Annotated in this window: 11 protein-coding genes; 5 read left to right on the top strand and 6 right to left on the bottom strand. The window is 62.5% G+C overall.

The window, feature by feature from the left end:
* The first annotated feature begins 138 nt into the window (after positions 1–138).
* The 5 genes from urtB to NKI99_RS28710 all read left to right on the top strand — a co-directional run bounded on the left by urtB (position 139) and on the right by NKI99_RS28710 (position 4,946).
* Complete coding sequence (gene urtB / locus NKI99_RS28730) at positions 139–1,755, top strand: urea ABC transporter permease subunit UrtB (protein ID WP_352612958.1); 1,617 nt, start codon at positions 139–141, stop codon at positions 1,753–1,755.
* On the top strand, positions 1,752–2,984 hold the full coding sequence (gene urtC, locus NKI99_RS28725; RefSeq protein WP_023813008.1) for an urea ABC transporter permease subunit UrtC: 1,233 nt from the start codon (positions 1,752–1,754) through the stop codon (positions 2,982–2,984). Before urtB ends, urtC begins: the two co-directional genes overlap by 4 nt.
* A gap of 6 nt (positions 2,985–2,990) precedes the next feature.
* Positions 2,991–3,737 carry an urea ABC transporter ATP-binding protein UrtD gene (gene urtD, locus NKI99_RS28720; RefSeq protein WP_352612956.1) on the top strand — a complete coding sequence of 249 codons (747 nt, stop codon included), beginning with the start codon at positions 2,991–2,993 and terminating at the stop codon, positions 3,735–3,737.
* Positions 3,738–3,806: 69 nt separating this feature from the next.
* On the top strand, positions 3,807–4,502 hold the full coding sequence (gene urtE / locus NKI99_RS28715; RefSeq protein WP_023813006.1) for an urea ABC transporter ATP-binding subunit UrtE: 696 nt from the start codon (positions 3,807–3,809) through the stop codon (positions 4,500–4,502).
* Between the two features lie 267 nt (positions 4,503–4,769).
* Positions 4,770–4,946, top strand: a complete 177-nt coding sequence (locus NKI99_RS28710; RefSeq protein ID WP_023759335.1) for a hypothetical protein — start codon at positions 4,770–4,772, stop codon at positions 4,944–4,946.
* 138 nt (positions 4,947–5,084) lie between these two features.
* On the opposite strand, the gene NKI99_RS28705 is transcribed toward NKI99_RS28710, so the two are convergent.
* The 6 genes from NKI99_RS28705 to NKI99_RS28680 all read right to left on the bottom strand — a co-directional run bounded on the left by NKI99_RS28705 (position 5,085) and on the right by NKI99_RS28680 (position 12,321).
* Complete coding sequence (locus tag NKI99_RS28705; RefSeq protein ID WP_352612954.1) at positions 5,085–6,236, bottom strand: GGDEF domain-containing protein; 1,152 nt, start codon at positions 6,234–6,236, stop codon at positions 5,085–5,087.
* 115 nt (positions 6,237–6,351) lie between these two features.
* Positions 6,352–7,173: a DUF72 domain-containing protein gene (locus tag NKI99_RS28700; RefSeq protein WP_023813004.1), complete on the bottom strand. Its 822-nt coding sequence runs from the start codon at positions 7,171–7,173 to the stop codon at positions 6,352–6,354.
* 25 nt (positions 7,174–7,198) lie between these two features.
* Positions 7,199–7,669 (bottom strand): GNAT family N-acetyltransferase, encoded by a 471-nt coding sequence (locus NKI99_RS28695; protein WP_352612952.1) that lies wholly within the window; start codon positions 7,667–7,669, stop codon positions 7,199–7,201.
* 31 nt (positions 7,670–7,700) lie between these two features.
* Entirely contained in the window at positions 7,701–10,622 is a 2,922-nt protein-coding gene (gene uvrA / locus NKI99_RS28690) for an excinuclease ABC subunit UvrA (RefSeq protein WP_352612951.1), read from the bottom strand.
* Positions 10,623–11,336: 714 nt separating this feature from the next.
* Entirely contained in the window at positions 11,337–11,627 is a 291-nt protein-coding gene (locus NKI99_RS28685; RefSeq protein WP_352612949.1) for a hypothetical protein, read from the bottom strand.
* 88 nt (positions 11,628–11,715) lie between these two features.
* On the bottom strand, positions 11,716–12,321 hold the full coding sequence (locus tag NKI99_RS28680) for an ATP-dependent Clp protease proteolytic subunit (protein WP_127295901.1): 606 nt from the start codon (positions 12,319–12,321) through the stop codon (positions 11,716–11,718).
* Positions 12,322–12,337 lie beyond the last annotated feature (16 nt).

The following is a 12,337-nucleotide window of genomic DNA, read 5'->3' as shown; positions in this document are numbered from 1 at the left end:
TTGGTCCGCGGGAATGGGGCGCATCCTGTCCCCCTAACTCCCCCCCCCGCGTGTGGACTTGCCCCGCGGCGCCCGGCCGGTTGTCGGCCCCCGCGCCCCCCAACGCCCACTTCAACCTTCAAGGGTTACCAGAGACCGATGAACCTGTTTCGTACGATTGGTTTGATGCTGTTGTTCCTGCTGGCGACACTGTCGTCCTCCGGCGCCGGCGAAGCCGATCTGCGCGGCATCATCGCCAAATTCGCCGCGGCCAAGGGCTTTTCCGAGATCGGAGCCGTCGTCCACGAACTGGCTGCTGCCGGCGATCCGGCGGTGGAGGGGCCGCTTGCGGCACTGGCCGACGGCAACCTCTATGTCCGCAAGGCCGATTCCCTGGTGTTTGTCGGCAAGGAAGCGGGCGAAAGCGTCCAGCTTTCCGACCCGTTGAGCGGCGAGGCATCGGGCGAGGCGGCCAAGGACGACATCACCAAGATCAAGGTCAACAACACGCTGCGTCGCGTCATCCGCGATGCGTTGGGCACGCTGACGCTTGGCGCCAAGGATCCGGCCGTGCGCATCGCCGCCGCCGACACCATGTTCAAAACGCCCGACGCCGCAAACATCGGACCGCTCGACACGGCCATTGCCAGCGAGACCGTGGCAAGCGCCAAGGCTCTGCTCGAACAGGCCCGTGCGGCCTCCGTTCTGGTCTCCGACCGGCCTGATGGCGAAAAGCTCGCTGCCATCGCGCTGATCGGAGCGCGGGGCGACCGCGACGCGGTTTCCCTGCTCACGTCTGTCGAGGCGAACTCCACCGACGCGGTCAGGCAAGCGGCGACGACCGCAATCGCCAACATCAATTCGACGCTGGCCTTCTGGGATGCCGGCCAGAACATCTGGTACGGCATTTCGCTGGGCTCGGTGCTGCTGCTGGCGGCGATCGGCCTTGCCATCACCTTCGGCGTCATGGGCGTTATCAACATGGCGCACGGCGAGATGGTCATGCTCGGCGCCTACACGACCTTCGTCGTCCAGCAGGTGATCCGCACCTCCTTTCCCGGCCTGTTCGACTGGTCGCTGGTTATTGCGCTGCCGCTGGCTTTCCTCGTCTCGGCTCTGGTCGGCCTGATCATCGAGCGCGGCGTCATCCGCTTTCTCTACGGGCGGCCGCTGGAAACACTGCTTGCGACTTGGGGCGTCTCGCTGATCCTGCAACAGGCCGTGCGTTCGATCTTCGGGCCGACCAACCAGGAGGTGGGCAACCCCTCGTGGATGTCGGGCTCGTTCAATGTCGGACAGTTGGCGATCACCTGGAACCGGCTGTGGATCCTGGTTTTCGCGCTCGCTGTCTTCGGCATCCTGCTCTACGTGATGAAGCGCACGCCCTGGGGCCTTCAGATGCGCGCCGTCACCGCCAACCGGCGCATGGCCGCCTCGATGGGCATCAGGACGCCATGGGTAGACGCGCTGACTTTCGCGCTCGGCTCCGGCATTGCAGGCATTGCCGGTGTCGCGCTCAGCCAGATCGACAATGTCTCGCCCAATCTCGGTCGCGGCTACATCATCGACAGCTTCATGGTCGTCGTCTTCGGCGGGGTCGGCAATCTGTGGGGCACGCTGGTCGGCGCCTTCTCGCTTGGCATCGTCAACAAGTTCCTCGAGCCTTATGCGGGCGCGGTGCTCGGCAAGATCGTCGTGCTGGTGCTGATCATCCTGTTCATACAGAAGCGCCCGCGCGGCCTGTTCGCGCTCAAGGGCAGGGCGGTGGAAGCATGATCACGGGACGCTTCTTTGCCGCCGGCGCGGACCGCCGCATCGCCATCACGATCTTCATCCTGCTGGCGGTGGCCGTCATCGTGCCGCTGCTCAACCTTGCGGTGTCTCCTGCCAGCGCCTTCTACATCCCATCCTACATTGTCGCGCTGACCGGCAAATATCTCTGTTATGCACTGCTCGCCTTGGCGCTCGATCTTGTCTGGGGCTATTGCGGCATCCTTTCGCTTGGCCACGGCGCCTTCTTCGCGCTCGGCGGCTATGCGATGGGCATGTATCTGATGCGCCAGATCGGCTCACGCGGCGTCTACGGCAATCCCATCTTGCCCGACTTCATGGTGTTCCTGAACTACAAGGAATTGCCCTGGTTCTGGTACGGTTTCGACCATTTCTGGTTCGCCGGCCTCATGGTGCTCGCGGTGCCCGGCCTGCTCGCTTTCGTCTTTGGCTGGTTCGCCTTCCGCAGCCGCGTCACCGGCGTTTATCTCTCGATCATCACCCAGGCGATGACGTACGCGCTGCTGCTTGCCTTTTTTCGCAACGACATGGGGTTCGGCGGCAACAACGGCCTGACCGATTTCAAAGATATTCTGGGCTTCAACGTGCAGGCTGACGCGACGCGCTCGGCGCTGTTTGCCGCCAGCGCCGTGATGCTCGCGCTAGCCGTCTTCGTCACCTGGGCGATCGTCGGCTCCAAATACGGCAAGCTCTTGATGGCTGTGCGCGATGCCGAGAGCCGCACGCGCTTCCTCGGCTGGCGGGCGGAGAACGTAAAACTGTTCGCCTTCACCGTCTCGGCCGTCATGGCCGGCATAGCCGGCGCGCTCTACGTGCCGCAGGTCGGCATCATCAATCCGGGTGAATTCGAGCCGGCCAATTCGATCGAGGTCGTTGTGTGGGCCGCCGTCGGCGGGCGCGGCACCATTGTCGGACCGATCATCGGTGCGTTGCTGGTCAATGCCGGCAAATCCTGGTTCACCGGCGTGCTGCCGGAATTCTGGCTGTTTGCCTTGGGTGGGCTGTTCGTCGCCGTCACGCTCTTGCTGCCCAAGGGCATCATCGGCATGTGGGACAGCTGGCGCGGCAACGCCAGGGCGTTGCGGGCAGCTTCGATTGCCGAGGAAGCCGGCACCGATGCCGACGTCCCGCCGCCGGCGAAAATCGTTCGCAGCGAGGCGAGAAAGCCCGGCGACTGGTCCGCCAGCAACCCCGAACCGCAGCCGGCGGAGTGAGCGACCATGTCAAAGTCGAACACGATCCTTTATCTCGACGGCGTCTCGGTCTCCTTCGACGGCTTTCGCGCCATCAACAATCTGTCGCTGGTGCTCGACAAGGGTGAGATGCGCGCCATCATCGGCCCCAACGGCGCCGGCAAGACGACGATGATGGACATCGTCACCGGCAAGACGCGGCCCGACGAAGGCGACGTGTTCTTCGACGGCGAGGTCGATCTGACCAAGCATGATGAGGCCGAGATCGCCATGATGGGCATCGGCCGCAAGTTTCAGAAGCCGACCGTGTTCGAAAGCCACACGATCGAGGAAAACCTGATGCTGGCGCTAAAGGGGCCGCGCTCGATCTACCCGGCGCTGTTTCATCGCCGCTCAACCGCCGAGACGCGCCAGATCAATGACATCCTCGGCATCATCCGGCTTGGCGACAAGCGTAACGAACTGGCGGCCAATCTCAGCCATGGACAAAAGCAGTGGCTCGAGATCGGCATGCTCTTGGCGCAGGATCCGAAGCTGCTTCTGGTCGACGAGCCGGTCGCCGGCATGACCGATGCCGAGACCGAGGAAACCGCGCGGCTGCTCAAGGATATTGCCCGCGACCATTCGGTCATCGTCGTCGAGCACGACATGCATTTCGTGCGCGAGCTCGGCGTCAAGGTCACCTGCCTGCATGAGGGCTCGGTGCTGAGCGAAGGCACGCTCGATTTCGTGTCGGCCGACGAGCGTGTCGTCGAAGTCTATCTGGGGAGATGAGCATGGTCTGGCGGGTGCAATTCCATCACTTCGATCTGTCGTTCCTGCGGTTCTGGAAAAGGCGCTGACATGCTCGAGGTTTCCAATGCCACGCTGCACTACGGCGCCGCCCAGGCGCTGCGCGGCGTGTCGCTGAAGGCGGGCGCCGGCAAGATCACCTGCGTGCTCGGCCGCAACGGCGTCGGCAAGACCAGTTTGATGAGATCGATCGTCGGCCATCACCGGCTGACGAGCGGAAGCGTTGCCTTCGAGGGGAAGGCGCTCGACCGGAGCGCGGCGTATGACCGCGCCCGGTCGGGCATCGCATTCGTACCGCAGGGCAGGGAGGTCTTTCCGCTGCTCACCGTGCGGGAGAACCTGGAATCAGGCTTTGCGCCGCTGAAACGGGCCGACCGCAACATTCCGGCGCATGTCTTCGAATTGTTCCCGGTGCTGAAGCAGATGCTCGGCCGTCGCGGTGGCGATCTTTCCGGCGGCCAGCAGCAGCAGCTCGCCATCGGCAGGGCGCTGGTGATGCGGCCGAAACTGCTGGTGCTGGACGAGCCGACCGAAGGTATCCAGCCGTCGATCATCAAGGATATCGGCCGCGCCATCCGCTACCTGCGCGACCAAGCCGGCATCGCCGTGCTTCTGGTCGAACAATATCTCGATTTCTGCCGCGAACTCGCCGACGAGGTCAACATCATGGACCGGGGCGTGATCGTCCATACCGGTCCGGCGGAAGATCTGGACCGTGCCGATGTCCGGAAGTTCCTGACGGTGTAGAATCGCCGCCGCACTTCAGTTGACGATCCGAAGTCCTTGCCAAGTCCAATATTTCTCCGGCCCTGCATCAGCGTCTCTGGTGCATCGGCAACTGCGTGCTAGTCTTTTCCTAGGCTTTTGTGAGTCGGCCGCTTCCGTACCAGTCTGGTTTATCGCAGATCGAGCCGCGGCTATCACCGGCAAGTCTCACGCAAGCAAGGCTTCCTAGCTTCTCTCCTGCGATCTTTGTCGTTCAACGCGTTTGGGCACACAGGCTAAGGGACAGCCATGGAACGTTACGTCGAGGACTACCAGAAGCGGCGGCTTACCGAGCGCGTCGATATCATCACTGCCATCAACATCTTGAAGTCCCAAGGCTACGGCCATGACGACCTGATCGAGGAGATCACCAAGGTCTTCTATGTCGACCTGGATGCATTCAATGAAATCGTGATGGCGGCGTAGAGCAATTCTGGGAAAAGTGCGAAGCGCTTTCCCTGGATAATTGCATCAGGGTTAGAGCAGCTCGCCGTTTCCTTGAAACGGTGAAATGCTCTGGAAGTCGCACCGCTCATCGTGATCGTGGCTGCCACAGATGCGCGATCAGCCTGCGCGCCTGAACGGAGAGGCGGTGACGCGGTTGCGGCCACTGCGCTTGGCGTCGTAGAGCGCCTTGTCGGCGGCATTGAGCACCTTGTCGAAGCCGAGGCCTTCCTTGGTGCCGAAGGCAAACCCGGCGCTGACCGTGCATATCAGCGAGCCTGTCTCGGTTTCGATGCGGTGCGCGGCAAAAGCTGTCCGTATGGCCTCGGCGGTGGCCTCCACCGTTTCGGGCAAGGTCCGCTTCAGCACCAGCGCGAATTCCTCGCCGCCCATGCGCGCGGCGACGTCGCCCGGGCGGAGATTGCCGGCGAGTTCCCGTGCGAACACCTTCAGCACCTCATCGCCGGCGGCGTGGCCGAATTCGTCGTTGACGGCCTTGAAGTTGTCGAGATCGAAGACGACCACCGCCGTGAAGGCGCCGACCGGCGCATCGCCGTGCAGGTCGAACAGGGCGCGGCGGTTGAGCAGGCCGGTCAGCGGGTCGGTCAGGGCATTGTGGCGGTGATGCCGGGCCAGACGTCCCTGGTTCAGGGCCAGGGAAAGCGCCCCGATCCCGGTCATGCTGGCGATGACGATGATGAGGCTCAGTTCCTCGGCCCAGTTGCTTGGCGCATGTCCAAGGACCAGCTTTCCATCCAAGGCTAGAACCATGGCGCAGAGAGCGAAGGATGCGGCCGTGGCGGAATAGAGCGCGGTGATACCGATCGTCAGGGCAGGGGCTTCGTCGCGGCCTTTCCAGTATTCGACCGCCGTTGCGAACAGAAGCAAGGCGGCGAAGGCATTTTCGAACATGAAGCCCAGCCCGTCATAGCCTAGAGCCATCGGAGGCAACGTCACGGCCAGCGAAATGGCGCTGCCAAGCACCGTTCGCGGCACTGGCGAGCCGCCGGTTCTGAACTGGTAGGCCGCGCCCAGCATTGTCGAGAAACCGAGCAGGAGGAAAGCCAGCGTGGCGATGCCGAGCAGGCGCCCGGGCATATCGATATAGGCGTCATAGACAAAAATATCGCCGACCACGAACACCAGACTGATCGCCCATGTCAGCAGGAATTTCTCCGAGCGAGCGGTCAGCCACATGCCAAACAATGTCAGGCTCAGGCAGGCAGCGGAAAAACCGACAGCCAGCAGAAGTGAAGTGTAGTCGAGCGACATGCCCCTCGTCCTTGCCCGCGGCGGCCCAAATCTGCGACTGGTTCGGCTGGATTCATGCAGCAAGGAGGTATCGATAAGGTTACGACGGTAGCGAAGATGCCATGATTCCGCTGCGTCAGGGCACCGGCTGACCCTGGTCCACTCGCTTCATCAGTGCCATGGCGCCGAACGGCGCGCGCACCTTGCCCTCGGTGATGAAGTAGACGAACACGTCGCGCGGCTTGACCGGCGCATCGGTGGCGGGGTCGGCGCGCCGCAGGTCGGCCGGCTGCTTGCCTTGCGCCCAAATCTTTACCCGCGCGGCCCATTCATCGAGGCCTTTCGGCGTGTAGCAGTCGGGATTGTCATCGCTGCCGGTCTGCAGCCGGGCGTAGACGAAATCACCGGTGACATCGGCGATGTCGGGATATTTGGCATGGTCGGCGTAAACGATCGCGGCCTTGTATTTTCGGGCAAGTGCTGCGAATTCCGGCACGACAAAACTGTCGTTGCGGACTTCGAGCGCATGGCGCAGCCCAACGCCGTCCTGCTTTTCCGGCAGCAGTTTCAAAAAGGCTTCGAAATCGTCCGGATCGAATTTCTTGGTCGGCGCGAACTGCCACAGGATCGGCCCGAGCTTTTCACCGAGCGCGGCAACACCCGAGCCGAGGAAGCGCATCATCGATTCGCCGGCCTCGCCGAGCACGCGCCGGTTGGTGACGAAGCGGTTGCCCTTTAGCGAGTACACGAAACCGTCCGGCGCCTCGTTGGCCCATTTAACGAAGGTCGGCTCCTTGAAGCTGGAATAGTAAGTGCCGTTGACCTCGATGCTCGGCACCTGGCGAGTGGCGTAGTTCAGCTGCTTGGCCTTGGGAAGCTTGTCGGGATAGAAGGACGTATCCCAGGGCTCGAAGGTCCAGCCGCCCATGCCGGCGCGGATTGTTCCCGATGTGCTCATTGTCATCCTCCCAGTGCTGAAAAAATCAGGCCGCGGTGGTATCATCGACGACTTTTGCCATGTCGACGAGCACCCATCCCGGCCGGTAGGGATTGGGCCGGCGACCCGTTTCGTGGAAACCGTAGGCCAGATAGAGCGCGATGTTCCGCTCCATCCTGGCGTTGGTGTAAAGCCGCACCTCGGGCAAGCGCCACAGCCGCGTCTGTTCGTCCGCGTGTTTGAGCAACGCAATACCGAAGCCTTTGCCCTGAAAGTCAGGAGAGACCGCGACGGAGAAGATCATCGCGTGATCGTCGTGCCGTTCCAGTGTGAGTACTCCGGCAATTTCGCTGCCGCTTTCCAACACCCACACCTCGCCGCGCGCGATGCGCGGCGTATAGTCTTCGGTGACTGGGATCGGCGGTGCGCCTAACAGTGCAGTGTAAGGCGCATAGGCCGCTTCCGTCAGCGAGACGACAGTTTGGAGATCACCGGCAAGCGCTCTTCTGATTTTCATTCAAAAGCTCTCCAGGCGCCAACCGGTCCGATCACTCCGCCGCTTCGCGCTTGCCTCCGGGGCGCCGCTCCAGAAGCTCCTTGAGGAACTGGCCGGTGTAGCTGCGCTTCTCGCGCACGATTACTTCCGGCGTGCCGGAGGCAACCAGTTCGCCGCCGCCGTCGCCGCCTTCGGGGCCGAGGTCGAGCACCCAGTCGGCGGTCTTGATCACTTCGAGATTGTGCTCGATGACCACCACCGTGTTGCCCTGGTCGACCAGTTCATGCAGCACTTCCAACAGCTTGGCGACGTCGTGGAAATGCAGCCCGGTGGTCGGCTCGTCGAGGATATAGAGCGTCTTGCCAGTTGCCTTGCGCGACAGTTCCTTGGCGAGCTTGATGCGCTGCGCCTCGCCGCCGGACAGCGTCGTCGCCTGCTGGCCGATGTGGATGTAGCCGAGGCCGACCTGCTTCAGCGTTTCGAGCTTGTCGCGCACGCCGGGCACGGCGGCGAAGAAGTCGACGCCTTCCTCGACCGTCATGTCGAGCACGTCGGCGATCGACTTGCCCTTGAACACGACATCGAGCGTCTCTCTGTTGTAGCGCTTGCCGTGGCAGACGTCGCAGGTGACGTAGACGTCGGGCAAAAAGTGCATCTCGATCTTGATGACGCCGTCGCCCTGGCAGGCCTCGCAGCGGCCGCCCTTGACGTTGAAGGAGAAGCGTCCCGGCTGGTAGCCGCGCGCCTTGGCTTCGGGCAGGCCAGCGAACCAGTCGCGGATCGGCGTGAAGGCGCCGGTATAGGTGGCGGGATTCGAACGCGGCGTGCGACCGATCGGCGACTGGTCGATGTCGATGACCTTGTCGAGGAATTCGAGGCCCTCGATGCGGTCGTGGTCGGCCGGATGTTCGCGCGAGCCCATGATGCGGCGCGAGGCAGCCTTGAACAGCGTCTCGATCAGGAAGGTCGACTTGCCGCCGCCGGACACGCCGGTGACGGCGGTGAAGGTGCCGAGCGGTATTTCGGCGGTGACGTTCTTCAGATTGTTGCCGCGCGCGCCGACGATCTTCAGGCGGCGGTTCTTCTTCGCTTCACGTCGCACGCCGGGCGTCGCCACTTCGAGCGCGCCCGACAGGTATTTGCCGGTGATCGAATTGGGATTGGCCATCACCTGCTGCGGCGTGCCCTGGGCGATGATCTCGCCGCCATGGATGCCGGCGGCCGGGCCCATGTCGACGACATAGTCGGCATGCAGGATGGCGTCCTCGTCATGCTCGACGACGATCACCGTGTTGCCGATGTCGCGCAGATGCTTCAGCGTATCGAGCAGACGGGCATTGTCGCGCTGGTGCAGGCCGATCGATGGCTCGTCCAGCACATAGAGCACACCGGTAAGACCCGAGCCGATCTGCGACGCCAGCCGGATGCGCTGGCTCTCGCCGCCCGACAGCGTGCCGGAATTGCGCGACAGCGTCAGATAGTCGAGCCCGACATCGTTGAGGAAGCGCAGCCGCTCGCGGATCTCCTTCAAGACCCGCACCGCGATCTCGTTCTGCTTGTCGTTGAGCGACGCAGGCAGGTCGGTGAACCACTGGTCGGCCTTGCGGATGGAAAGTTCGGTGACTTCGCCGATGTGCTTGCCGGCGATTTTCACCGCCAGCGACTCGGGCTTCAGCCGATAGCCCTTGCAGACCGGGCAAGGCGTCGCCGACATGAAGCGCTCGATTTCCTCGCGCATCCAGGCGGATTCAGTCTCTTTCCAGCGCCGCTCGAGATTGGGGATGACCCCTTCGAAAGTCTTTGTCGTCTTGTAGGAGCGCAGGCCGTCATCATACTGGAAGGTGATCTCGCGCTCGCCGGTGCCGCGCAGAATGGCTTCCTGGGCCTCTTCGGTCAGGTCTTTGAACTTGTCGCCGAGCTTGAAGCCATAGGCCTTGCCCAGCGCTTCCAGCGTCTGCGCGTAATAGGGTGAGGTCGACTTCGCCCACGGGCTGACGGCGCCGTCGCGCAGCGAGATGTTCTCGTCCGGCACGATCAGATTGCCATCGATGGCGCGCTGGCTGCCGAGACCGTCGCAGGTCGGGCAGGCGCCGAACGGGTTGTTGAACGAGAACAGCCGCGGTTCGATTTCCGGAATGGTGAAGCCGGAGACCGGGCAAGCGAACTTTTCCGAGAACAGGATGCGCTCATGCGTCTCGTTCTTCGACTTGTTGACCGAATCCTCGCCGGTCTGGCTGGAATCGAGCGGCTTGTCGGCGAATTCGGCCACGGCAAGCCCATCGGCCAGCTTCAGCGCCGTTTCGATGGAATCGGCAAGCCGCGTCGCCAGATCGCCGCGCACGACGATGCGGTCGACGACGACGTCGAGGTCATGCTTGTACTTCTTGTCGAGCGCCGGCACGTCGGCGATCTCATAGAAGACGCCATCGACCTTGACGCGCTGAAAGCCCTTTTTTTGCAACTCCAGCAATTCCTTGCGGTATTCGCCTTTGCGGCCGCGCACCATCGGCGCCAGGATGAACAGGCGCGTGCCTTCCTCGATCGCCAGTACGCGGTCGACCATCTGCGAAACCGTCTGGCTCTCGATCGGCAGGCCGGTGGCCGGCGAATAGGGGATGCCGACGCGCGCAAAAAGCAGCCGCATATAGTCGTAGATCTCGGTGACGGTGCCGACCGTCGAACGCGGGTTCTTCGAGGTGGTCTTCTGCTCGATGGAAATGGCGGGCGACAGGCCGTCGATCTGGTCGACGTCAGGCTTCTGCATCATCTCAAGGAATTGCCGCGCGTAGGCCGACAGGCTTTCGACGTAGCGGCGCTGGCCTTCGGCATAGATCGTGTCGAAGGCAAGCGATGACTTGCCGGACCCCGACAGGCCGGTCATGACAATCAGGCTGTCACGCGGCAAGTCGAGATCGACATTCTTCAGATTGTGTTCGCGCGCCCCGCGAATGGAAAGATATTTATGGTCGGCCATAGCCGGTCGCCGCCTCAGAATCTGGAATTTCCTGGAATGGCGGGTTTTCCCGGCCATCCCCTATGTAGGTAGTTTTGCCGCCACGTCGAGAGACGCCACAATTCCCGACCAAAGCGTTTAACCGTCTTTCGCGTGAACGGGCAAGCGGAAAGAACAAAGGCCGAACACGCTCCTGACAAAGCTGTGCAAAAGCTGACCTGCACGTAACCTCCCGGCGATCACATTTTTCGGTAACCGGCTATTGATGGTTGACGCCACCAGCTGACGGGAGCAGTCTCCAGCAGTCAACGAAGACGGCCGTCTTTCGATGGCCTCGCCGCCCAAAGGCGGCCTGCGAGACGCCGCAGGCATTTGCGATTTGTGCTTCGTGACGACAACGTCGCAATGGACAAAGGAGCGGAGCTATGACGCCACCGGATCGTCCCATAGGGTTCCAGTTGTTACTGGAGCGGCGGCAGGCATAAGTGCCAGGGTTTAGCGTTTTCGCCACCCGACAAACCGTGACCTGCCATATCCCCGTAAAAATCAGAGACTGTTAGTCGGATCGTCGGTTGAACGCCGCGTTGCATCCGAAATCAAATGCCGGCAGTACACTCCCGGTAGAGATTGGATTTGAGATCCAAAAAGGCCCCGTCCGTTTGCGCAAAGCACGGCGGGGCCGTTTTCATGTGCGGATTGTCTGTTTGGCGCAACGCAGCACGCGCCGACAGACTGTCAGTGGCGCGGCGGCCCGATCGAGCCGGCGCCGACATCGACGGTGATGCTGCCGGAAATCCTGACATCCGTATCGCCGATCTTGAACTGGCCGTTGCCGGGAAACGCGTCGTCGGACTCCGGAGCCGGCTTGGCGATGCGGTAGTCACCGGTTACGCCGGGCAGGGCGCCTTTTTGCGTTGACGGCGAACTGTCTTCGGCAAGTGCCGCGCCGCTGGTGAGGCCCCCAATGGCGAGCGCTATAACGGCGATGACGCGGTGCAATGATCTGGACTGATGAGTGTCGGTCATCCCAAGACTATAGTGGCGCGCCGCCGATGGAACCAGACCGGCATCGTCAAATCTTCGACAGCCGGACGTACTCCGATCCGGCCCTGGCTCACGCCGCCTTTTTTCGCGTGTCGAAAACATGGTCGACGATGCCCCATGCCTGGGCCTCGCGGGCGGTCATGAAGTGGTCGCGGTCCAGCGTGCGCTCGACCTCTTCATAGCTGCGGCCGCAATGCTGCGCGTAGAGTTCGGCCATGTGCCGTTTCGTCCGGCCGATGCGCTCGGCATGGCGCTGGATGTCGGAGGCCTGGCCCTGGAAGCCGCCCAGCGGCTGGTGCAGCAGGATGGTGGCGTTCGGCAGGGAAATTCGGCGCCCCGGTGTGCCTGCCATCAGCAGGAACGAGCCCATCGATGCGGCAAAGCCCATGCATACGGTCGACACCGGGCAGCTGATGTATTGCATTGTGTCGTAGATGGCGAAGCCGCTGGTGACCACGCCGCCCGGCGAGTTGATGTAGAGCGAGATCTCCTTGTCGGGATTGTCCGATTCCAGCGACAGAAGCTGCGCGCAGACCAACGCCGAGATGTCGTCGTTGATCTCACCGTTGATGAAGATGATGCGCTCGCGCAGCAGCCGCGAAAAGATGTCGAAGGCGCGCTCGCCGCGGCTCGATTGCTCGATAACCATCGGCACCAGACTGGCAACACCGCTCATTATCTCTCTCCGTCCG

Origin of the sequence: Mesorhizobium sp. M0239, from assembly GCF_040321815.1 — a bacterium.
Classification (GTDB): domain Bacteria; phylum Pseudomonadota; class Alphaproteobacteria; order Rhizobiales; family Rhizobiaceae; genus Mesorhizobium.
Note: the sequence above shows the minus strand (reverse complement) of the source record. Positions and strands in the feature narration are given on the sequence as shown.

Bases quoted from the DNA above. Each gene is read 5' to 3' on its own strand.
- NKI99_RS28685 (WP_352612949.1), bottom strand. From the start codon at position 11,627: ATGACCGACACTCATCAGTCCAGATCATTGCACCGCGTCATCGCCGTT.
- urtD (WP_352612956.1), top strand. From the start codon at position 2,991: ATGTCAAAGTCGAACACGATCCTTTATCTCGACGGCGTCTCGGTCTCC.
- urtE (WP_023813006.1), top strand. From the start codon at position 3,807: ATGCTCGAGGTTTCCAATGCCACGCTGCACTACGGCGCCGCCCAGGCG.
- NKI99_RS28710 (WP_023759335.1), top strand. From the start codon at position 4,770: ATGGAACGTTACGTCGAGGACTACCAGAAGCGGCGGCTTACCGAGCGC.
- NKI99_RS28700 (WP_023813004.1), bottom strand. From the start codon at position 7,173: ATGAGCACATCGGGAACAATCCGCGCCGGCATGGGCGGCTGGACCTTC.
- urtC (WP_023813008.1), top strand. From the start codon at position 1,752: ATGATCACGGGACGCTTCTTTGCCGCCGGCGCGGACCGCCGCATCGCC.
- NKI99_RS28680 (WP_127295901.1), bottom strand. From the start codon at position 12,321: ATGAGCGGTGTTGCCAGTCTGGTGCCGATGGTTATCGAGCAATCGAGC.
- NKI99_RS28695 (WP_352612952.1), bottom strand. From the start codon at position 7,669: ATGAAAATCAGAAGAGCGCTTGCCGGTGATCTCCAAACTGTCGTCTCG.
- urtB (WP_352612958.1), top strand. From the start codon at position 139: ATGAACCTGTTTCGTACGATTGGTTTGATGCTGTTGTTCCTGCTGGCG.
- NKI99_RS28705 (WP_352612954.1), bottom strand. From the start codon at position 6,236: ATGTCGCTCGACTACACTTCACTTCTGCTGGCTGTCGGTTTTTCCGCT.
- uvrA (WP_352612951.1), bottom strand. From the start codon at position 10,622: ATGGCCGACCATAAATATCTTTCCATTCGCGGGGCGCGCGAACACAAT.